The sequence below is a fragment of the Oceanobacillus oncorhynchi genome (assembly GCF_000821065.1).
Classification (GTDB): Bacteria; Bacillota; Bacilli; order Bacillales; family Amphibacillaceae; genus Oceanobacillus; species Oceanobacillus oncorhynchi.
Genome location: NZ_CDGG01000001.1, coordinates 1,997,203 through 2,020,121 on the forward strand (window position 1 = coordinate 1,997,203; position 22,919 = coordinate 2,020,121).

Sequence of the window (22,919 nt, forward strand, 5' to 3'; positions counted from 1 at the left end):
GATCACTAGTGCTATATGATTGGAGGCGGAAGGAATCATGACAATAAACATTTCAGGTGCGCCATGCTGCTGGGGCGTAGATGATCCTAAGAACCCTTACCTTCCAGATTGGAAAGACGTTTTAAAAGAAGCGCATCTGGCCGGATTTACAGGGGTTGAGACAGGTCCGTACGGTTATTTACCCCTTGATACAAGTGTTTTAAAAGAAGAACTGGAAAAAAATGAACTTACGATTGTAGCAGGGACTATCTTTGATGATCTTGTCTCCGAGGCCAATCTGCCTAATCTGCTTCAACAAGTAGAGGCTATTTGTTCTTTAATCACGCAGATGCCGCAAGAACAAGCGGGAGACAATCAAAAGTTTAAGACACCTTATCTGATTGTGATTGATTGGGGCCATGATGAAAGAGATTATGCAGCAGGCCACCCTGATCAGGCGCAGAGATTATCAAATAAGGCATGGGGTAATATGATCTCTCATATTACCCAAATTGCAAAGAAAGCTGCGCAAGAATACGGTGTTCGTGCAGTGGTGCATCCACATGCCGGTGGGTACATTGAATTTTCGGATGAAATATTGAAACTGACAGAGGACATTCCGTATGAAGTAGCCGGTCTTTGTTTAGATACAGGACATTTACTTTATTCAAAAATGGATCCGATAGAATGGCTGGAAAAGCTATATCATCGTGTAGACTATATTCATTTTAAAGACATTGATATAGATGTCTACCGACAAGTCATGAATAAAAAAATCCGTTTTTTTGATGCCTGTGCGGAAAATGTAATGTGTCCTATAGGTGAAGGTGTTATTGATTATAAAGAAATATATGAGTTATTAGCTGTAAAATTAAAATATGAAGGGTTTATCACGATCGAGCAGGAGCGTGATCCTCGAAATGCAGGCAGCAGTTTAGCCGATGTGAAAAAAAGTGTCGCATTTTTAGAAGAGCTTGGTTTTAATAAATAAGTTCAAGCTTTCCAATGTAATTGTAATAAAGCGTATGAATAAGGCCACCCAGCCCAGCTTTATACGCTTTTTACAGTAATTTATCACACCGTGTCAAATTACTTTACACTTCTTCATTTTCTCATAGATTTTTAGATGATATTCATGTAAAATAAATACAATTACTGTAATTGTATTTTTGTGAAAAAACAGACAATTGAAAAGGGGGAGATGTGGAAGTGGAAAGCATACAGGCAATAGTGGATACGGTTAATGGTATCGTCTGGGGGCCGATTACGCTCGTACTGATTGTAGGAACGGGAATATTTTTAACATTGCGTCTGGGATTTTTACAAGTAAGAGATTTACCTTATGCGCTTAAATTAACATTCTCTAAAAGTAAAAATAAAGACAAAAACGAAAAAGGAGATATTTCTCATTTCCAATCATTGATGATTGCTATGGCGGCGACACTGGGAATTGGTAATATGACTGGAGTTGCTTCAGCTGTGCTCCTTGGTGGTGTTGGTGCGCTATTTTGGATGTGGCTGGCGGCATTTTTTGGGATGGCCACAAAATATGGTGAAGCTATCTTAGCTGTTAAATACCGTACCGTCAATCATAAAGGGGAAATATCAGGCGGTCCAATGTATTATATTGAAAAGGGATTGGGCTGGAAATGGTTAGCTGTTTTGTTTGCGCTGTTTGGCTTTTTAGCATCCTTTGGAATTGGAAATATGACGCAATCGAATACTGTTGCCGGTTCCTTACAAGCTACTTTTAATATTAACCCATGGGTTACGGGAATCATCTTGATGGCGCTCACTGCATTAGTTTTGCTTGGCGGAGTGAGAGGCATTGGAAGAGTAACTGCTATCTTTGTCCCATTTCTGGCTTTGTTTTATATAGCTGGCGGACTGATTATTGTTATTTTAAATATTACGGAAGTTCCTGCGGCGTTTGCAGTTATTTTTGAGGCTGCATTTAATCCGGAAGCTGTCGGCGGGGGAGCTATCGGTTTAGCGATTCGATACGGGATTGCCCGCGGGGTGTTCTCCAATGAAGCGGGTCTTGGTTCAGCGCCAATTGCGGCAGCGGCAGCGAAGACGGATTATCCAGGGCGGCAGGCGTTAGTATCGATGACAGGAACATTTCTGGATACGATCGTGGTTTGTACGATTACCGGACTTGTTGTGGTGATGAGCGGGCTGCATTTGCAATTTGGAGCAGATGCAGCACCTGTCATTACAGGAGAAGCTTTTGACTTTTTCTTGCCTGGATTAGGTAATTATATTGTTGTATTCAGCCTTATTTTCTTTGCTTATTCCACTATTCTGGGCTGGTCCTATTATGGGGAGAAATGCTTCGGTTATATTTTTGGAGATCGAAATACAATCTATTATAAAATCATTTTCTGTCTGGTTATCCTGTTTGGTGCGGTTCAATCTGTGCAGTTAGTATGGGATCTTGCGGATATATTCAATGGATTAATGGCAGTGCCCAACTTGATTGCGCTCTGTTTATTATCCGGCGTGATTGTATCTGAAACAAATAAATTTAGAGAAGTACGGAGAAAGGAAAAAGAGGAGGAGAGGAAGCAGAAGCTGGCTGGTTAATGATTGCTGTAATAAATGATAAAGTTACAGTAATTTTCTATCGGACATATAAAGGAAATAATTGAGGGGAAATCAATTCGTATAAAAAGTGACTTCTTTGCATCCATGGAAGTCACTTTTTAGGTTTCTCAATAATTGAATTTAATTGCAGCTATAGGATTTATTCGTTCTAAAAGGTTGTCTTCAGGATTTCCAAATAATATCACTTCTCCAGTAACAAGAGTCCCGTTTACAAGAGGACAGCTATGTAAGCCAAGCTGAGCTGTTCTTTTTAATCTGTTTTATTTATTATAAAATACCTTTAGAAATAATAGATGCTCCTATCCTCATATAACAGGAGTATCTCAGTAAAAGTTATTCTTTTTATTTTATTATACCGTTGTATATCCTATATTATTTCACCAAATTTCACCTGAAAACATATTAAAATAGGCGGATATATCTTTTTTTATATACAAACAAATCTCATGATTTTAAAAGATAAATTAGAATAATTTGCATATTATAATTTTATATGTTTTAATAGATTCTACTTTAAGTTATTTTTCCTACAGTTCTCTATAGATGTGGCTGATGAAAATAACATTGTGAATCTTAACGTATTTTTCAATCATACAAGTTCATTTATAGAATCAAAAATTTCATATTTCTATAATCACTAGGGGAGCGATTTTTATCGCTGAGAAAGGAAACTTGACTCTTATAACCTGATTTAGTTAAGACTAACGTAGGGAAGTGATGACTTACTTAAGTAGATAATAATCTAGTTATGTATTCATTTCCCATTCATCTGTATTCGTTGAATGGGTTTTTTAATGCTTATGTCATAAATTCAATAAAAGAGATACCAATTTAATAAGAATGTAGGGGGACCAGTGTTGCTGGTTGAGATACTATCCGTAAGATATAGACCCTTAGAACCTGATCTGGTTGAGACCAGCGTAGGGAACATGCAAAGTAATTTCTATCATAAGGAAATGTATGTACCCTGGGCTTCATGTCTGGGGTATTTTTTATTTGGAAGGAGGGATGCATTTTCGATTAGCTGATGATTGCTTTTAAGACATAATAATACACTCTTTGTTAGAAAGAAGGTGAGAACGAAGGATGAGAGAACAAAATAAAAAAATAGCTCTTCGGTTTCAAAACGTCAATTTTTATTACAAAAATGGTGCAGGGAAAATTCCTATATTAAAAAATATGAATCTTTCTGTTGCGGATGGTGAATTTGTAAGCATTATCGGTGCGAGTGGGTCCGGCAAGTCGACAATTTTCCGTCTAATTGTCGGATTGGAGGAACTGAATAGCGGAACTATCTATTTAAACGAGGATCCAGTAACTAATCGTTCTGGAAAAGTTGGTTATATGCCTCAACAGGATTTATTGATGCCATGGCGGACTGTTCAACAAAATGCAGCTCTTCCATTGGAACTGCAAAAGGAAAATCATCTCGATAGAAGAACTGTTCAAAACTTGCTGGAGGCCTTTGGGTTAAAAGGATACGAGAATAAATACCCTCATGAATTATCTGGGGGGATGCGGCAACGGGTTTCCTTTTTAAGAGCCACGTTATCCGGTTCTAATGTGTTGTTGTTGGACGAACCTTTTTCAGCCTTAGATGCAATGACCAGGTTATATATGCAGGAATGGTTATTAGAACAGTGGGAACAACAGCAATCTACTATTTTGTTTATAACACATGATATTTCAGAAGCATTATTTTTGTCTGACCGCATTTTCGTCATTACGGATACCCCATTTACAACATTAAAAGAAATTAAAATACCTTTAGAACGTCCAAGACGACAATACGATTTAGATAAAGAGGAAGTGACGGAGCTAAAAAATGATTTACTAGATCAGTTTCGGATGAGGGTGTAATGCATGAAAAATTATCTTTATTCTATTATTTTAATCACAATCTTTTTGCTTATATGGGAAGCGGGAGCGGGGTTTGTCGCTACATCATTTATTTTGCCAGCGCCAACCGAAATCGTGATAAAGCTATGGGAATTAAAAACAGAGCTCTTGTTGCATCATCTTCCTATGACGCTTGCTGTTATTATCATTGGTCTTGGGATTTCATTGGTACTGGGAGTTGCTTTAGCAATAAGCATGAATCTATCTAAAACATTACAACAAGCGATTTATCCGATTTTAATTGCATCACAAACTATTCCTATTATTGCATTGGCGCCCATTTTTGTACTTTGGTTCGGATATTCCATCTGGAGTAAAGTTATCGTTACAATTATCATTACCTTTTTTCCTATTACCGTCAGTACATTCGATGGTTTTCGGTCAACAAGCAAAGAGCTGAAAGAATTATTTCAAACATTAGGTGCATCTAAAAGACAGATTTTTTTCAAATTAGAAGTCCCATCTGCACTGCCATCTTTTTTTTCAGGGCTAAAAGTAGCGGTGCCGATGAGTGTGATTGGAGCAGCAATAGGAGAATGGCTGGGTGCACAAGCAGGTTTAGGGTATTTTAGTCGTCGGATGATGACACAGTTTAATGGAGCGGGTGTTTTTGCTCCAATTGTCCTTCTTTCTTTGATTGGAATTTTATTGTTTATTACTGTTGTTTTATTAGAAAAATATATATTGAAATGGAGAAGATCTTAATATGAAAAAATTATCAATAATAGTTGGTATTCTAATAAGCTTTATTAGTTTAAGTGCTTGTGGAAATGAAAAGGAAGAATCAATAGCAGAGAATAATAAAAACACAAAAGAAACAAATACCGTTTCTATTATGCTGGATTGGTATCCGAATGCTGTACATAGTTATCTATACGTAGCAGAAGAGAAAGGGTATTTTGAAGAAGAGGGCATCAATGTTGATATTCAATTTCCGGCAAATCCGACTGACCCGCTGTCACTTGCGGCTTCAGGCAATGTGACGATGGGATTATATTACCAGCCCGATGTGATTGCAGCAAGAGCAAATGAAAATATCCCTGTTAAATCCGTGGCTGCTATTGTTCGAGAGCCATTAAATCATATTGTTTACCGTTCTGATGATCCGATAAATTCTCCAAAAGAATTAGAAGGGAAGCAGGTAGGTTATCCTGGAATTCCTGTTAATGAAGCAATTGTTAAAACCGTTGTTGAACATGACGGCGGAGATTATGAAAAAGTAGATATGATGAATGTGGAATTTGAATTGGGTTCTTCCCTTATTTCTGAGCAGGTTGATGCTGTAAGTGGTATGTATGTAAACCATGAAGTGCCAGTTCTGCGCAGTGAAGGCTATAATATTGATTTTATTAATCCAGTAGATTACGGGGTCCCTCGCTTTTATGAAATTGTCGCTGTTACCAGTGACGAGACATGGGAAGAGGAGCAGGAAAATATTGAAGCATTTTGGCGGGCTGCACGAAAAGGATATGATTTCATGATTGAAAATGAAGAAGAGGCACTGCAAATCCTGCTTGATCATCAGGATGAAGGAAACTTTCCCTTGGAAAAAGAAATAGAAGCAGAAAGCTTGTCTATTCTATTACCAAAAATGGAATCAGAACAAGGTTTTGGATCACAAGAAAAAGCTTCATGGGAAGAAACAGCAAAATGGTTAAAAGAATATGGAGTAATTAAAGAAATTCCAAACATCGATGATATATTTGTCAATATTGAATAATAATTATTGATTTTTTGAGGAAAGCCATTATTGACAGTAAATGATTCAATTGAAGAAAAAAGAGTTATTAAACGAGAATGTCACGAAAAACTTATATAAATTGAGTGCAGTTCCCTTTTATGAAAGTTTTAAAATCCAGTTATACCATGTATAATAGGGCTATAAACATAAAGTCAATGGATATAATATATTAAATAGACTATAAATAGCGCTTAAATAAATGAAAAGGAATTAGTGAAATGGGAAGAGGGACTGGTAGGATGAAAGTGACGATATATGATGTAGCAAAGGAAGCAAATGTATCTATAGCAACTGTTTCAAATGTAATCAATAAAAAAGGGAGGATTGGTGAAAAAACAAGAAAACGGGTTTTTGAGGCAATGGAGGAATTGAATTATGAACCCAATGTAATTGCATCTGCATTAATGGGCAAGCAAACGAAAACAATTGGTCTACTTATTCCTGATTTAGCTAATCCTTTTTTTTCAGAACTGGCAAGAAGTATTGAAGATCGCAGTCATGAGCTTGGCTATAATATTGTAATTTGCAGTACAGATTATCAAGAAGATAAAGAGGATAAATATATCGGCTTATTAAAACAAAAAAGAGTAGATGGCTTTATATTTGCATCTGGTTTTGAAAAGCTGTCAAGAGTGGAAGAATTAATGAAAGAAGATATCCCCATAGCTATTGTAGCCAGAGATTATCCCAATTTTTCGGTTAATGCTGTAGTAATTGACGATTATATGGGCGGTTATATAGCTGCGGAACATTTAATTGAGAAAGGCCATAAGAAAATCAGTGTGGTTGCAGTGGATATATATAGTAACCGGGAAAGAATACGCGGTTTTAATGATGCTCTGTCCAAGCATCATTTGCAAATCGCCCAAGAAATTGATTTTATCGGAGAAATAGAAAAAAATCATATGGATGTCGGCAGAAAAGTGGCGGAGAGATATCTCCAATGTGAAGATAGAGCTACTGCTATGTTTGCTTGTAATGATTTATTGGCAATTGGAGCCATTCAAGCGGCGAAACAAGCAGGTTTAAAAGTGCCGAAGGATTTGTCGGTTGTTGGGTTCGATAATACGAATATAGCATCAATTGTTGACCCGCCATTAACCACTGTTTCACAGCCTATACAATTAATGGGACGAGAAGTGATGGATTTAATTATCTCTGTGTTTAAAGGAGAAAGAGAGGATAATGTACGTGTGACATTGACACCTACATTAGTTGAAAGAGAATCAACAAGTGAATTATGAACATCAAAAAATGAATGCAGCAAGAAGCTATATTCATTTTTTGATTGACTTATTGTGTTCTAATGAATACAATAGAAATATAAAATTTGGATAAAGCGCTTAATCAATAGTGAGAGGTTGTACAAATGTCTTGTATCACAATTGTATGAATTTCTTGGCTGCAACTAGAATCTACATTGAAATTGGAAACGCTTTATTTAAGGAGGGCTAATTATTAATAGAAATAAAATTGGAATTTGTCTATGGTCCTTGCCAATTGAAGGCCCTTATGGCTGTAAACTAGCTGCTGAGCTGGGATTAGAAGGTATCCAGCTGGAATTGGGTTCATACGAAAAGAATTTTCCTTTATCAAAAAAGAGTGTTCAAGAAGCATATCTTGAAGCTGCGGAGAAGTATAATATTTCCTATCCATCGATAGCGGTAAGGATTACAGATGATTATAGTATTACTGATTCAAAAGAATCAAAGAGCAGGAAAATCATAATGGAAGCGGTCGAAAAAGGAATTGATACTGCAAAAGCAATGAATATTCCGGTAGTGATGATACCTACCTTTGAAAAAAGTGAGATAAAAACAGATTCTGATTTCCAAAAGGTCGTAGAAGTATTTAAAACTATATGCGATTATGGGTTAGCAAAAGGAATTACAATAGCTGCTGAAAACGCACTTTCTGTAGCTGAAACACAACAATTATTTGAAAGAGTGGGTAGACCTAATTTACAGCTTTATTTTGACACACAGAACTACTATTTAAATAAAGGCTATGAAACTCCCAAAATGATTAAAGATTTAATTCCTTTGTTTTGCAATCAGCTTCATGTAAAAGATGGAAAAGACAAAGATCTGAGTGGTGCTCTACTAGGAGAAGGAGACACCGATTTTTATGCATCTATAAAGGAGTTAAAGAAACATCATTATGCTGGCTGGTATATGATAGAGAATTATTACAATCAAAAGCCATTGTCAACCCTTCATGATGATCCAGTAGAAATCCTAAAAAAAGATGTAGGTATACTTAAAGAAGCTATAAAAAATCATTAATTTTTAACCGCTGATTCTATATTAATAATAAAAAATGAAGAAATATCATTGACTTATTTGGTTTAAGTGAATAAAATAAATACTATAAGATAAAGCGCTTAATCAAAATGTGAGAAGGGGAGAAATAAGTGTCTTTTAATACGATGATTGTTCAATCTGGCGGTCCGACAGCTGTTATTAATAATTCATTAATCGGTATAGTAGATGGTTTAACAAATCATTCATTCGATGGAGAAATTTATGGGGCTGTCGGGGGAATTTATGGTCTTTTACATGAAGATTTTATTTCTTTATCTTCTTTATCAGCCAGTGAACGTTACCAATTACGTTGGACTCCCGGGGCAGCTCTTGGAACCTGGCGTCATAAATTGATAGAAGCAGATTTAGAAAAGATTATCCAGGTTTTAAAAAAGAATCAAATCAGATATTTTTTCTACATTGGCGGAAATGGTTCTATGAATGTTGCAAAAATGGTAGATGATGCAGCAAAACATGCAGGCTATGAACTAATCGTTATTGGAGTTCCAAAGTCCATTGATAACGATTTGATTGGGACGGATCACACTCCGGGATATGGTAGTACAGCGAAATTTTTGGCTACATCCGTGCTTGATGTCAATATGGATATGATTAGTTATCCAGAAAGTAATGGAGTTACTATTATTGAAACGATGGGAAGGCATACGGGTTGGCTTGCTGGTGCTTGCTCTTTGGCTGAAGATTATTTACAGGGAAACAGTCAATTGTTGATTTATATTCCAGAAGTTCCTTTTCACATGGAAACATGTTTAGAAAAACTCACCAATGCTCACAAGGAAAAAAGAAATACAATACTCGTTGCAGCAGAAGGAATTCGAAAAGAAAATGGACAGCTGGTATGTGACGATTTGGCTTATGATGCATTAGGGAGGCCGAAATTAGGAGGGGTATCTTCTTATTTAAAAGATACCATTGAAGAACAGGCTGATATTAAAGCACGCTATATGACAGCCAGTGTGTGGCAAAGAAGCAGTATGACACTTGCTTCTAAAACAGATGTAGATGAAGCTTACAAACTGGGAATTCATGCTGTTTTATTGGCTCATGCTGCATACAGCGGTGTTATGGTAGGGTTGAAGAGAGAGGAAAGTGACGAGGATTACGATGTTTCCTATCAAAAGATACCTTTATCGCAAGTAGTTGGCAAAGAAAAGTTTATTCCGGAAAATTGGTATAATCAGAAAGAAAATACAATGAAAAAGGAATTTAAATCCTATGCTTCTCCAATTATTCAAGGAGAGATGGTTGTTCCTATGAAGGAAGGCCTTCCAATTTATCAACGAGTTATTTAATATTTTTGTCGTATGATAAAGCGCTTAAACATAAATGGCTCGAGGAAAGGTAGTGATGAAATGAAAAAGGTACGCTGTGCTGTTATCGGTGTGGGCAGGCTGGGTATTGTTCATGCAAAAAATATTCAAACTGGTGTTAAAGGAGCTGAAGTGGTTGCTGTTGCAGCTTCGAGAATAGAAAGTGCTAAGAGAGCTGCTGAAGAGCTAGGGATTTCTCGATGGACGAATGATTTAAAGGAAATATTTGAAGATGAAAATATTGATGCAGTCATTATTGTTACTCCAACAAATACACATGCAGATTTAATTATTCAGGCAGCAAGAAGCAAGAAACATATTTTTGTAGATAAACCGGTGACAGAAACGCTGGAGCAGGCATCTGAGGTAATCAAAGAAGTGAAAGAAAACGGTGTATACTGTCAGGTTGGCTTTATGAGAAGGTTTGACCCGGCCTACGTGGCTGCGAAATCTCGTATTGTAAATGGAGATATTGGTCAGCCGCTATATTTCAAAGGAATAAGCAGAGATCCAGGCTCTCCGCCGGAATCTTTTATCAAAACTAGCGGAGGTATATTTATAGATTTAAATATTCATGAATACGATATTGCGAGATTTTTAATTGGAGATGAAGTGAAATCCGTGCAATCATTTGGAGAAGTGCTCGTCCATCCTTTTATGAAGAAGTATGAGGATGTAGACCAGTCTATTTCGGTATTAAATTTTCAGAATAAAGCCGTTGCACAAATAGAAGGAAGCAGAAATTCCAGCTTTGGCTACGATGTTCGCGGCGAAGTGGTTGGTACAGAAGGGTCTATTCAAATTGGTTCTCTGCAGCACCATAACAATATTATATTACAAGACAACAAAAGCTATCATGATAATATTCCTGATTTTATCACAAAATTTGAAGACGCTTTCTTAGAAGAAGTAAAGCATTTTATTGAGTGTATTCAAAATCAAGTGAAACCTATCGTGGATGAAGTAGATGGAAAAAAATCTTTAGAGGTATCTATTGCGGCGACAGAGTCATTTAAAAAGCAAGAAATTGTTTACTTATAGGGAGGAATGAAAAATGGAATCTATTCAATATGCAAATGAAAGCGTTGAAGTAAAACCGCAAACAATTCGACTTACCATGGGACAAGCTTTGTTAAAATTCCTTGACAATCAATATATTGAATTCGATGGAGAAGAACGAAAATTTATCAAAGGGATGTTTGGTATTTTCGGACATGGAAATGCGACAGGCCTAGCAGAGGCATTAGAAAGACAGGAAAGTAATCTGCCTCTTCTTCAAGGGAAAAATGAACAGGGGATGGTACATGCTGCAACGGCATATGCAAAGCAAAAAAATCGACTGGAGATTTTTGCGTGTACCACATCTATTGGTCCAGGGGCTTTAAATATGGTAACGGCAGCAGGAACAGCTACGGTTAATCGTATCCCAGTACTTCTTTTACCTAGTGATAATTTTGCTACCAGGCAGCCTGACCCGGTTTTACAGCAAATTGAAAACCCATCGGATTATACCGTTTCTGCTACGGATGCCTTTAAGTCGGTAAGCAGATATTGGGACCGGATCGTTCGTCCGGAACAGCTGATGACAGCGGCAATTAATGCGATGCGCGTTTTAACAGATCCAGTTGAAGCAGGAGCAGTTACGTTAGCACTGCCACAGGATGTTCAGGCAGAAGCTTTTGATTACCCAGCTGAATTCTTCAAAAAACGTGTTCATGTAATAGAAAGAAGAACACCGAGTGAAGTAACGCTTGAACGGGCAGTTGAATTAATTAAATCGAAGAAAAAACCTTTTATTATCGCTGGCGGCGGTACGCACTATTCATTCGCTGCGGAAGCGTTAAAGCAGTTTGCAGAAAGATTTGAAATCCCTGTTGGGGAAACACAGGCAGGCAAAAGTGCTATTGCATGGAACCATCCATTAAATATGGGAGGAGTTGGAGCAAATGGTTCCAAAGCATCTAATGTACTCAGCAAAGATGCAGATTTAATTATTGCAGTTGGAACAAGGCTTACGGATTTTTCAACATCATCAAAAGTAGCTTTTCAAAATCCAGATGTTGCGTTTCTAAATATTAATGTCAGTTCCTTTGATGCAATGAAAATGGAATCTCAGCTGCTGGTGTCAGATGCTAAAACAGCATTAAATCAATTAGGGGAACAATTACAGAAAGCAAATTACAAAACGGCTTATGATGAAAATGAGCTGACCAGCTTAAAAGAAGCTTGGGATAATGAAGTAGATCGCTTATTTAATCTGAAAAGTGAAGAAGGATTAGAGCAGTCTCAGGTAATAGGGGAGCTTAATCAATTTATTGATGAGAAGGATATTATCACATGTGCAGCTGGCAGTCTTCCAGGAGATTTACTGAAGCTGTGGAGAAGTAAACATCCGAAAACCTACCATATGGAGTATGGCTTCTCAACAATGGGATATGAGGTCCAGGCAGCACTGGGTATTAAAATGGCTGAACCGGAACGGGAAGCCTACACCTTGGTTGGTGATGGAAGTTATTTGATGATGCATTCAGAGCTTGTAACCAGTCTTCAAGAAAAACAAAAAATCAATATTATTTTATTTGATAACCATGGTTTCCAATGTATTCATGGATTGCAGGTAGGGCAAGGAAGTGAAGGGTTCGGAAATGAATTCCGCTACCGGGAAACTTCCACGAATCAATTAAGCGGTGATTATATGGAAATAGATTTTGCCGCACATGCGAGAAGTTTAGGGGCAAAAGGATATACAGTCAATACCGTAGAAGAACTCCGCGATGCATTGAAAAAAGCAAAACAGGATACTATATCTACTTTGATTCATATTAAAACACTTCCTAGTAAAGTGGAGGCCTATGATTCATGGTGGCGACTAGGTGTTGCAGAGGTTTCAAATAGTGAATCTGTAAAAAACGCCTATGAAAATATGGAAGAAAAATTGAATCAAGCAAGAAAATACTAAGTTTTAGATAGAATGAAGGAGGATAATTATGTCAGAATTATTAGTAAGACCAAAACAAACACCAGAGGCGGATGGAAGTGTTATTAAGGTATCTCCGGAAGATGCTAGATGGGGATACGTTGGATTTGAAGTGTATCAGCTGCAGGAAGGACAATCTTTTACGAAAGAAACAGGAGATAGGGAAATAGCAGTTGTACTGCTCTCTGGTAAAGCAGATGCATCAACTAATTCAAATTCCTGGGACAATATCGGTCAAAGAACGAGTGTATTTGATGATTCTCCTGCATATACCGTTTATGTGTCATCTAATGATCAGATTAATTTAAAGGCACTTACAGATTTAGAAATTGCTGTGTGCTCCGCTCCAGGGAAAGGAACTTATGAAGCACGGTTGATTACACCGGAAGATGTGGCGGTAGCAAGACGCGGTTACGGAAGTTTAGAAAGAGAAATTCATAATATTTTACCTGCAGATAAGCCGGCAGACAGCCTATTTATATTTGAAGTATTCACACCGGAAGGGAATTGGTCCAGCTATCCGCCGCATAAGCATGATCAGGAAAAACTGCCTGAGGAAAGCTATCTGGAGGAAACATATTATCACCGTACCAATTCTCCAGAAAATGCTTTTGCAATTCAACGTGTTTATACGGATGATAAATCACTCAATGAAACAATTGTTGTAAAAGATGGTGATTTGGTTCTTGTGCCAAAAGGGTACCACCCTGTTTCGAATCCACCAGGATACAAATTATATTATTTGAATGTGATGGCTGGTCCAGTTCGCGAATGGAAGTTTACCAATGATAAAGACCACGAATGGTTGTTGGAGAAAAATTAGATATGATAGGGGGCTGCCTCTAAATGAACAGGCAGCCTTCATCTAATTTTGGTTAAGAAAGGAAGGTAAATTATGAGCTTAGAAAAACTGCCATTTCAATTGGGAATTCATCCAATAAATTGGGTTGGTGAGGATGTCTTAGAGCATGGAGATTTTTATACGTATGAGCAAGTCATGTCCGAGATATCCGCCTTAGGATTTAAAGGTACAGAAGTAAGCAGAAAATTCCCCGCAGCTAAGCAAGATCTGAAACAAGCGCTTCAACAGCACGGCTTACAACTGACAACGCAATGGAAATCTGTGTTGTTCTCAGATCCAAAGCGGCATAAAGAAGAGTTGAATGCTTATCGGGAGCATGCAGCGTTTTTAAAGGAGTTTGGCTGTAAAGTGATTAGTACAGCTGAGATTGGCGGTTCCATACTGAATCAGGATCCACGGCGCGGTCAGGATGAAACAGATGTAAAACGTTTGGACGAAGACGGCTGGAAATACTTTGTGGAAGGACTGCATCAAGCAGGTCAAATTGCCAAGGATAATGATATGGATCTCGTTTACCATCATCATGCAGGAACAGTAGTGGAACAGCCGGAGGAAATTGCTAAACTGATGGACATGACAGATGAAAATCTTGTGTCGCTTCTTTACGATACGGGACATGGCTATTATGGCGGAAATGACCCGTTGACGCTTTTAGAAACATATTTCCATCGGGTTAAATATGTTCATTTAAAAGACGTACGTCAAGAAGTTTTAAACCAAGCTAGAGCAGAGAAATTTCCTATTAGGAAGTGTATTCGAAGCGGAATGTTTACAGTGCCGGGAGACGGTGTGCTTGATTTTGAGCCGATCTTTGAACTTTTAATCAAAAATAATTATTCTGGATGGGCTTTGATTGAGGGAGAGCAAGACCCAATTGACCATAATCCATATGAATATGCTAAAAAATCGAAGCAATTCATTCAGGATACAATCGAAAAAATAACCACACCAGATAAAACAAAACATTTGTGATGAAATGACAGCAGGGAGGATGAATCAAATGAAAGAGGTAATTCGTTGCGCAGTACTAGGGCTGGGAAGATTAGGATACTGGCACGCAGAAAATTTAGCATATCAGGTAAAAGGGGCAGAGCTTGTTACCGTTATCGACCCATTAGCTGGAAGAGCAGAAGAGGTTGCGAAAGAGCTTGGTGTAAGCAATTGGTCACAAGATCCAGATGTTGCATTTCATGATGACACGATTGATGCAGTTGTGATTGTTACTCCAACATCAACGCATGCAGATTTAATTACTCGGGCAGCTAAAAATGGGAAGCATGTTTTTGTAGAAAAGCCATTAACTCAAGAATTAAGTGATGCTGACAAAGTCATTAACACGCTTCAACAAGAGAATGTATTCTGTCAAGTTGGATTTATGAGAAGGTTTGATCCAGCTTATGCGGAAGCGAAGAAAAGCATTGCTGCGGGGGATATTGGAAAGCCGTTATACTTTAAAGCAGCAAGCAGAGATGGAAATGTCCCGCATGAAGAATTTATTAAACATAGCGGCGGGATTTTCCTGGATGTAGCTATCCACGACTATGATATTGCCCGTTTTTTAATGGGGCAAGATGTATCTTCTGTTCAATCTACGGGAAGTATTTTACTAGAGTCCAATCAATTTATGGAGAAATATAATGATGTCGATCAAGGCTTAACCTATTTAACCTTTGATGGTGGTGCGACAGGTGATGTTGAAACCATGCGCATCGCTCCATATGCTTATGACATCCGGGGAGAAGTTGTCGGGACAGAAGGAGCTATCCAGATTGGTTCGATGCGTTCCACCGATGTAAAACTATTAACCAATAAAGGAAGTACCCATGATTTAATTCAGGATTTTCCATCCCGTTTTCAGAATGCTTATTTGTTAGAAATGATTCATTTTATCAGTTCTGTTCAGCAAGGAAAAACACCAAACTGTACCGCTGCTGATGGAAAGGCAGCTTTAGAAATTGCTTCAGCAGCAACAGAATCATTTCTTTCTGGTAAAAAGGTAGAGTTAAAGAAAGTTATAGAGAAAACAGTGATTTAATATAACTAAAATACAATCTGAGAAATAAGTATAAAAACATTGGCTAATTTGTTAGCTGATGTTATACTTATAATCATAAGATTAAGCGCTTAACCAAAAAGTTTATAGGAGGAATAGTAAATGAGTACATTGCTTCAAGAAGAACAAAAAAATTTACTGATTAACAAATCAAAAGAGGCTCGTAAGCAGCTTATTAAAGCGGTAAACCACGCTGGAGCTGGTCATATTGGCGGGCCAATGTCGGCAATGGATCTATTCATAAACCTTTATTTCAATGAATTGAATGTATCTACAGAGGATCCAGACAATGATAATAGAGATCGATTTGTATTATCCAAAGGGCATTCAGCAATCGGATTATACGCCGCGTTAGCAGTTCGAGGATTTTTTCCAATCGAAGAATTGAAAACATTTGATTCACTTGATTCTCGACTGCAAGCACATCCGGATATGACCATCCTGCCTGGATTAGATATGTCTACTGGATCACTTGGCCAAGGGATATCTGCAGCTGTAGGAATGGCTCTTGGAGCAAAACTGCAGAATAAAGAGTTCCGTACTTACTGCATCGTTGGTGATGGAGAATCTCAAGAAGGTCAGGTATGGGAAGCAGCAGATGTCGCTTCAAAATATAAGTTGGATAATCTTGTTGCCATTTTAGATAATAATAAAATCCAACAATTCGGCTGGAATGCTGGCAACGGGAAGCGGGAAATACCTGCTGTCAATGCCCATGGACGCTGGGAAGCATTTGGCTGGCATGTCATTGATATAGACGGCCATAATCATGAAGAAATCACAAATGCACTTCATGAGGCAAAACAGGTTTCAGGAAAGCCAACTATCATTATTGCAAATACAGTGAAAGGAAAAGGTGTCTCCTTTATGGAGGATACCATTAAATGGCATTCCAGAGTACCGACAGATGAAGAACTAGAGCTAGGTCTTAAAGAATTGGAAGCGGGGGTATAACAACATGAAGACAATTTTATCTGCTGAAAAACAAACAATGAGAGATGGACTAAGTAAAACAATGCTGCGGTTATCTCAAGAAGATGAGAATGTATATGTTTTGGACGGAGATTTAGGGACATCAACAAAGGCTGATGTTGTTGCAGACAATAATCCGGAGAAATTCCTGCAAATGGGGATTGCTGAACAAAATATGATGAGCGCTGCAGCCGGTTTAGCGACAACAGGAATACAGCCATGGACATTTAGTTTTGCCGCATTTTTGTCTAAAAGATCTATTGATCAAATTCAAGTTCAAATCGCACAGCCAAAATTGGATGTAAAAATGATTGGCGGTTACAGTGGGTTGTTGACAGGATTGACCGGAAAAACACATCAATCTTTAGAAGATATTGCTATTTTCCGCACATTAGCAAATATGGTTGTACTTGCTCCAGGAGATAGTAAAGAAGTAGAGAAAGTAATGGAGTTTGCACATCAATATGATGGACCAGTTTATATTCGTGTAGCAAGAGATGCGTATCCTATTCTTTTCGATGATGATTATACGTTTGAGCTCGGTAAAGCTATAACCCTTAAAGAAGGAACAGATGCAACGATTATTTCTACTGGCACACAGACTAGCCGTTCTGTTGAAGCTGCAGAAAAATTAGAAGAAGAAGAAGGTATTTCTGTAGAAGTTCTTCATATGCCGTCAATTAAGCCATTAGATACGGAAGCAATTGTAAAGGCTGCTGAAAAAACGGGAGCCATTGTAACAGCAGAGGAACACAGTATTATTGGCGGATTAGGAAGTGCTGTAGCAGAGACATTGGTTGAAGAAAAGCCTGTACCGGTGGTTCGTGTAGGGGTGAAGGATCGGAATTCAGAATCTGGACCAAATGAAGCGATGTTAGATAAATACGAGATTTCTCCAAACCATGTTGTAGATGCAGTGAAACAAGTATTAAAGAAAAAATAATATAAAACAAACATGTAGCAGAGAGTTTCCGTGCGCTCTGTTACATGTTAGTTTATTTGAATTCGTTTTCAATAAAATGAAGAAGGAAGGTTCACTTTAAGGAAATGGGAGTTGATAAGATGCAAAGCAGCATTTTAAAAGAAAAATTGTTTATTAATGGGGAATGGATCGAAACAGAAGGAACGCATCAGGTTTTTAATAAATATACGGGTGAATTATTTTCAGAAATTGCATTGGCAGATGAAAAAATTGTGGATCAGGTGATTAATGCAGCTGTTACAGCGCATAAGGAAATAAATTTCCCGGTAGAACAGCGCTATGAGGTTTTAATGCGTGCAGCTGATTTATTAAAGCAAAATCAGACTGCATTGGCAGAAACAATTGCTATAGAAGGCGGTAAGCCGATTTCAGATGCAAATGTGGAAGTTACAAGATCCGTTTCGACATTGCAGGTTGCAGCGGAAGAAGCGAAGAAATTAACCGGTGAAATTATTCCAAATTACAATGCTCCGGGAAGGTTTTTATATACAGTGAAAAAACCAGTTGGCGTGGTTGCTGCAATAACTCCATTTAATTTCCCATTAAATCTTGTCGTTCATAAAGTAGGTCCTGCATTAGCTGCAGGCAATCCAATTATTATAAAACCTGCTTCAGATACTGCTACGACAACCGTGAAATTATGTGAATTACTAGAGGAGGCCGGCGTTCCAAAAGGTTATGTGCAATGCGTTGTCGGCAGCGGACGAACGGTTGGCGAGCAATTATTAAATGATGAACGAATTGTCCATTATACCTTTACCGGCTCTCCGGCTATTGGGAAACATATTCAACAAACTATCGGATTGCGTAAAGCTACTTTAGAGTTGGGTTCAAACTCAGCAACCATTGTCCATCATGATACAGATGTGGAAAAAGCAGCAAAAAAAATTGCAAGAATGGCAAACGTAAATGCGGGTCAGGTTTGTATTTCTGTTCAACGGGTTTTTATCCATGATTCCATCAAAGAAGCCTTTTTAGATACTTTAGTAAGAGAAGTTGCTCAATTAAAAGTAGGAGACCCTTTAAATAAAGATACCAATGTCGGTCCAATGATCAGCGAAAAAGAAGCAAGGCGTATTGAGTCATGGATAGATGAAGCAGTATCTGCAGGAGCTGTAGTTCTGACTGGTGGAAAGAGAGAAGGAAGCGTGGTTCAGCCTGCTGTTCTGACAAATGTTAAAAAAGGGATGAAAATCGTTGATGAAGAAGCCTTTGCTCCAATCGTTTCTGTTTCTTCGTACGATACGATAGAAGAAGCTGTTGCGTTAGTGAACGATTCGAAATACGGTTTGCAAGCAGGGATCTATACATCCGATTTAAAATTGTCTTACCAAATCCCTTATTTATTGGAGGTTGGCGGCGTTATTATCAATGATACATCAAGCTTTCGTGCGGACCAAATGCCTTATGGCGGTGTAAAAGAGAGCGGGAATGGAAAAGAAGGTCCTGCTTACGCTATTCAAGAATTGGTTGAGACGGTAACAGTGGTTGTGAATTTGGAAGAGTAATAAATAGCTTTAGAGAAAAGATCTCTTTGGTTAATTGGCTGAAAACGCAGTGTAATGAAATCAAAGAGATTTTTCCCGGCTAAAATAAAAGGGGGAATCATAGGGTGAGCAGTAATGACATAACGGTCGGTGTTATTGGAGCGGGAAGAATTGGTCAATTGCACGTAAACAATTTAAAGCATTTTACAGGTATACACGTGAAGACAATCTCTGATGTTTTCACAGAACATTTAGGTGATTGGTTTGAAACAACTGGAGCAGAATACCTTACTAAGAACTATCAGGACATATCAAATGATACAGAAATAGATGCCATACTAATTTGTTCTCCAACGGATACCCATGCCGCTATTATTAAAGACGCTGCCAAAGCAGGGAAGCATATTTTTTGTGAAAAACCAATTAGTTTTTCAGATGCAGAATCTTTAGAAGCTTATGAAGCGGTTAAACAAGCTAATGTGAAATTTCAAATTGGCTTTAATAGAAGGTATGACCAAAACTTTGATAAGGTCAAAAGATTAGTAGAGGCTAAAGAAATTGGAGATTTACACATCCTAAAAATTACATCAAGAGATCCAGCTCCGCCCACCTTGGATTATGTATCAAAATCTGGCGGTTTATTTGCTGATATGACTATCCATGATTTTGATATGGCTCGATTTATTTCAGGGTCAGAAGTCGTTGAAGTTTTTTCTCAAGGAACAGCCTTAGTGAACCCGGAGATTAAAGAATTGGACGATATTGATACAGCAATTACTTCTTTAAAGTTTGCTAATGGTGCGATGGGGGTTATTGATAATAGCCGTCAAGCTGTCTATGGTTATGATCAGCGTCTTGAAGCATTTGGAACAAAGGGGTTTGTAAATGTAAATAATGAAACAAAAACGAGAGTAGAAGTTCAATCCGCGGTCGGTATAAATCAAGATAACCCACTGCACTTTTTCCTTGAGAGGTATAATGATGCTTATATTCAAGAAATCGCTGAGTTTTTTGCTGCTATCAAAAATGATGAAAAAATTTCGTGTACATTTAAAGATGGTATTATGGCTCAACGAATTGCTGAAGCAGCAAAAGAATCCTTAGATTTAGGAAAACCGGTAAAAGTGAAACAATTGGATAAAGTAAAATTGTAGAATCTATTAGGTAATCCTTTGGAGGGAAAGTAATGAAAAAAATAAACTGGGGTATTCTAGGTGCTGCGAATATAGCATATGAACAGGTCGTTCCCGCTATCAGAAGATCAGAGAGAGCCTTTGTTTCTGCAGTAGCATCAAGAACAAAAGAAAAAGCAGAACGATTCAATACACCTGAAATCTATGATACGTATGAAGAAATGTTAAATGATGATTCCATTGATGCTGTTTACATTCCATTGCCAAATGCGTTGCATAAGGAGTGGGCTGTGAAAGCTTTAAACGCGGAGAAACATGTTTTGTTAGAAAAACCGGCAGCGCTTACAGCTGAGGAAATGGTAGAGATAAAAGCAGCTGCCGACGAAAATAATGTTATTTTTATAGAAGCATTTATGTATCAATATCATCAACAGCACCAAAGAGTGAAAGAACTACTAGATTCAAAAATAATAGGTGAATTCCGTCATTTAAAAGCACATTTTTCCTGGATGCTTCATCATGAAAATGATATTAGGCTTAACCGAGAACTTGGAGGCGGTGCCATGTGGGATGTCGGTTGCTATGGTGTTCATGCTGTTACACAAATTTTTGGAATGAAGCCAATAAAAGTGTCGATGAGTGGAAATATTCATCCTGATTATCATGTGGATTTAACATCTACAACGGTCTTTATTGATGAACAGCATCGAACGGCAGAAGTATCTGCTTCAATGGAATTACCATTTATAGATCGATATGAAGCTATCGGTCCTAAAGGATCTCTATTGGTTGAATCCGCATTTCGTCCAGATGTATCTGCTGATCAAAGAGGTAAAGTGATTGTGAAAGATATCGATGGAAATATCATTTTATTGGAAACCTTTCAATCGGATCAATATTTGAATCAGATAGAGCACTTCCAGGATTGTATTATAGAAGGTAAGAAACCGATCTATGATGCAGAGGATTCCATTGAGATTACACGTTATATAGAAAGAAGTTATCAATCTTTATATAACGATTCAGTATTAAAAAATATTTAAAGTTAGTGTAGCGATGTGGATTTCACTAAATATTTTCTTGTTTTAACACTTGAATGAATTTCATAATTGCTCTTTTTAAAAATACAAAGACGAACCGAATTTTCGAAGGTGTATTTTTAAAAACAAAAATTATGCGCTTGTTGTTGCTGAATAAGCTCTGCTTGGATGCGATCAGCAGCTAATTTGGAAGCATTATAAATCAAAGCGACCATGTCAAAATGAACTTTTGCACGCTTTCCAGTGCGATAACGAACATTGTTTAGCTGATAGAACTCTTTCAGATAAGCATTAACACGTTCTACTGCTGTCCGTTGTTTGAAAATATTTTTCCAAGCTTTTGATCCTCGTGCTGGTGCGGTATACCTTCTTAAATCGGTAGTTATCTTGATTTTATACACTTTTTGACAGATACCTTCATTCGCAAGGGGACAGTCGCTGCATTCCTTTGGTCTGGTATATTTCAATGTTTCGTATTTTGGATCAAAGCTGTCATATTTATAGGAATGTTCTCGCAAACAGGTTGGGGCAAAATCCTTATCAAACCCGATCATTTCGCCTTCATTGCGCTTATTATAGGCAATGACAGACTGTTGACACATGCGATGAATCTGTTCATAAATCGGTTCAAAATCATAACCCGCATCCAATGTCTGGTAAGAAGCAGACGTAAGCGGAAGTCGTTGATCCATTCCCTTCAATAGGGCAATAGCGGCTTTCCCATCATTTAAGCTGCCAGAAGAAAACAAGGATTGCAGAATATATTGGCTGGATGCACCAACTGCGAGGTGGGCTTTATAGCCAAACCAGTATTCATTTTTACCATCTGCATTCTTTTTCACACCCCATTTGGGGGCTATTGGCACTTCTGCACGCAAGATGTCTAACGGAACGTCTAACTGTGCTTCGATTTTCTTTTCATACAATGGCAGGTTTGCTTCCTTTTCCGCTTGGTCTTTAAGGTACTGTTCGCGTTCTTCTTTGGATTTGCGTCCGCGCTTTTTTGGCGTAGTTTCTGATTTTTCTTCTTTTTTGGCAGGTGCCTTATCTCGTGCTTCAAAATGGGTTGCATCAATGGCAATGACTTCATCGACAATAAACCCTTCGGTGACGGCTGCCAGCGTTACGCTTTCGAAGGATTTTTCTAAAATATCTGATTCACTCAATTTCGTTACCAAGCGGGAATAAGCAGCTTCTGATGGTGTAGAATCGGAAACAAGAAATCCGCAGTTCATTTTAAAGATAAAGTCATCATTTAGACGCTTGATTAAGTCTTTGATGGTTGGGATACGCTCGATGTAGCGAATAAAAAAGGAAATAATCATCCCTGCATAATTTAGCTCAACAGGCGCTCCAAGCCGGGATTGCTTATTAATCGCATGATAAATACGATCCAGATCAATCGCTGAAATAATCGCTTCATATTTTTGGGTAGGTTCCATGTCATATAATTCTTGGATGCCAAATAGACTCGGTTGTCGTATAATGGTCATAAGAAGTACTCCTCCAGTCTTTTTATGGTTTTCTGGGTAACTACCATTACACAAGATTTG

Annotated in this window: 19 protein-coding genes and 2 riboswitches; of the genes, 18 read left to right on the forward strand and 1 reads right to left on the reverse strand. The window is 37.9% G+C overall.

Going from position 1 to position 22,919, the window contains the following annotated elements:
- Positions 1-37: 37 nt before the first annotated feature.
- From BN997_RS09480 to BN997_RS09565, 18 genes are all read left to right on the forward strand, one after another.
- On the forward strand, positions 38-970 hold the full coding sequence (locus tag BN997_RS09480; RefSeq protein ID WP_042531699.1) for a TIM barrel protein: 933 nt from the start codon (positions 38-40) through the stop codon (positions 968-970).
- A 227-nt stretch (positions 971-1,197) separates the two neighbouring features.
- Positions 1,198-2,565 carry an alanine/glycine:cation symporter family protein gene (locus tag BN997_RS09485; RefSeq protein ID WP_217492006.1) on the forward strand — a complete coding sequence of 456 codons (1,368 nt, stop codon included), beginning with the start codon at positions 1,198-1,200 and terminating at the stop codon, positions 2,563-2,565.
- A 650-nt stretch (positions 2,566-3,215) separates the two neighbouring features.
- A riboswitch (TPP riboswitch) is annotated at positions 3,216-3,316 on the forward strand.
- A 104-nt stretch (positions 3,317-3,420) separates the two neighbouring features.
- A riboswitch (TPP riboswitch) is annotated at positions 3,421-3,530 on the forward strand.
- A 142-nt stretch (positions 3,531-3,672) separates the two neighbouring features.
- Positions 3,673-4,446 carry an ABC transporter ATP-binding protein gene (locus tag BN997_RS09490; protein WP_042531703.1) on the forward strand — a complete coding sequence of 258 codons (774 nt, stop codon included), beginning with the start codon at positions 3,673-3,675 and terminating at the stop codon, positions 4,444-4,446.
- A gap of 3 nt (positions 4,447-4,449) precedes the next feature.
- Positions 4,450-5,190, forward strand: coding sequence for an ABC transporter permease (locus BN997_RS09495; protein ID WP_042531705.1), 741 nt, complete (start codon positions 4,450-4,452; stop codon positions 5,188-5,190).
- A 1-nt stretch (position 5,191) separates the two neighbouring features.
- Positions 5,192-6,205, forward strand: a complete 1,014-nt coding sequence (locus BN997_RS09500; RefSeq protein WP_042531707.1) for an ABC transporter substrate-binding protein — start codon at positions 5,192-5,194, stop codon at positions 6,203-6,205.
- A 260-nt stretch (positions 6,206-6,465) separates the two neighbouring features.
- Positions 6,466-7,470 (forward strand): LacI family DNA-binding transcriptional regulator, encoded by a 1,005-nt coding sequence (locus BN997_RS09505; RefSeq protein ID WP_042531710.1) that lies wholly within the window; start codon positions 6,466-6,468, stop codon positions 7,468-7,470.
- Between the two features lie 249 nt (positions 7,471-7,719).
- Positions 7,720-8,511, forward strand: a complete 792-nt coding sequence (locus BN997_RS09510) for a sugar phosphate isomerase/epimerase family protein (protein WP_042531711.1) — start codon at positions 7,720-7,722, stop codon at positions 8,509-8,511.
- Between the two features lie 128 nt (positions 8,512-8,639).
- Positions 8,640-9,842 carry a diphosphate--fructose-6-phosphate 1-phosphotransferase gene (locus tag BN997_RS09515; RefSeq protein ID WP_052484968.1) on the forward strand — a complete coding sequence of 401 codons (1,203 nt, stop codon included), beginning with the start codon at positions 8,640-8,642 and terminating at the stop codon, positions 9,840-9,842.
- A 60-nt stretch (positions 9,843-9,902) separates the two neighbouring features.
- Positions 9,903-10,901, forward strand: a complete 999-nt coding sequence (locus BN997_RS09520; protein ID WP_042531713.1) for a Gfo/Idh/MocA family oxidoreductase — start codon at positions 9,903-9,905, stop codon at positions 10,899-10,901.
- 13 nt (positions 10,902-10,914) lie between these two features.
- Positions 10,915-12,819 carry a 3D-(3,5/4)-trihydroxycyclohexane-1,2-dione acylhydrolase (decyclizing) gene (iolD, locus tag BN997_RS09525; RefSeq protein ID WP_042531715.1) on the forward strand — a complete coding sequence of 635 codons (1,905 nt, stop codon included), beginning with the start codon at positions 10,915-10,917 and terminating at the stop codon, positions 12,817-12,819.
- Positions 12,820-12,847: 28 nt separating this feature from the next.
- Entirely contained in the window at positions 12,848-13,660 is an 813-nt protein-coding gene (gene iolB / locus BN997_RS09530) for a 5-deoxy-glucuronate isomerase (protein WP_042531717.1), read from the forward strand.
- A 72-nt stretch (positions 13,661-13,732) separates the two neighbouring features.
- Positions 13,733-14,671 carry a myo-inosose-2 dehydratase gene (gene iolE, locus BN997_RS09535; protein WP_042531719.1) on the forward strand — a complete coding sequence of 313 codons (939 nt, stop codon included), beginning with the start codon at positions 13,733-13,735 and terminating at the stop codon, positions 14,669-14,671.
- A 28-nt stretch (positions 14,672-14,699) separates the two neighbouring features.
- Positions 14,700-15,734, forward strand: a complete 1,035-nt coding sequence (locus tag BN997_RS09540; protein WP_042531721.1) for a Gfo/Idh/MocA family oxidoreductase — start codon at positions 14,700-14,702, stop codon at positions 15,732-15,734.
- A 120-nt stretch (positions 15,735-15,854) separates the two neighbouring features.
- A complete protein-coding gene (locus BN997_RS09545) occupies positions 15,855-16,706 on the forward strand; it encodes a transketolase (RefSeq protein WP_042531723.1) in 852 nt (283 codons plus the stop codon).
- Positions 16,707-16,710: 4 nt separating this feature from the next.
- A complete protein-coding gene (locus tag BN997_RS09550) occupies positions 16,711-17,667 on the forward strand; it encodes a transketolase family protein (RefSeq protein WP_042531725.1) in 957 nt (318 codons plus the stop codon).
- Between the two features lie 119 nt (positions 17,668-17,786).
- Positions 17,787-19,214 carry an aldehyde dehydrogenase family protein gene (locus BN997_RS09555; protein ID WP_042531728.1) on the forward strand — a complete coding sequence of 476 codons (1,428 nt, stop codon included), beginning with the start codon at positions 17,787-17,789 and terminating at the stop codon, positions 19,212-19,214.
- Between the two features lie 104 nt (positions 19,215-19,318).
- On the forward strand, positions 19,319-20,347 hold the full coding sequence (gene iolG / locus BN997_RS09560) for an inositol 2-dehydrogenase (RefSeq protein WP_042531730.1): 1,029 nt from the start codon (positions 19,319-19,321) through the stop codon (positions 20,345-20,347).
- A 32-nt stretch (positions 20,348-20,379) separates the two neighbouring features.
- Positions 20,380-21,369, forward strand: coding sequence for a Gfo/Idh/MocA family protein (locus tag BN997_RS09565; RefSeq protein ID WP_042531731.1), 990 nt, complete (start codon positions 20,380-20,382; stop codon positions 21,367-21,369).
- A 116-nt stretch (positions 21,370-21,485) separates the two neighbouring features.
- Here BN997_RS09565 and BN997_RS09570 read toward each other — a convergent pair whose 3' ends face one another.
- Positions 21,486-22,859 carry an IS1182 family transposase gene (locus tag BN997_RS09570; RefSeq protein WP_042531734.1) on the reverse strand — a complete coding sequence of 458 codons (1,374 nt, stop codon included), beginning with the start codon at positions 22,857-22,859 and terminating at the stop codon, positions 21,486-21,488.
- Positions 22,860-22,919 lie beyond the last annotated feature (60 nt).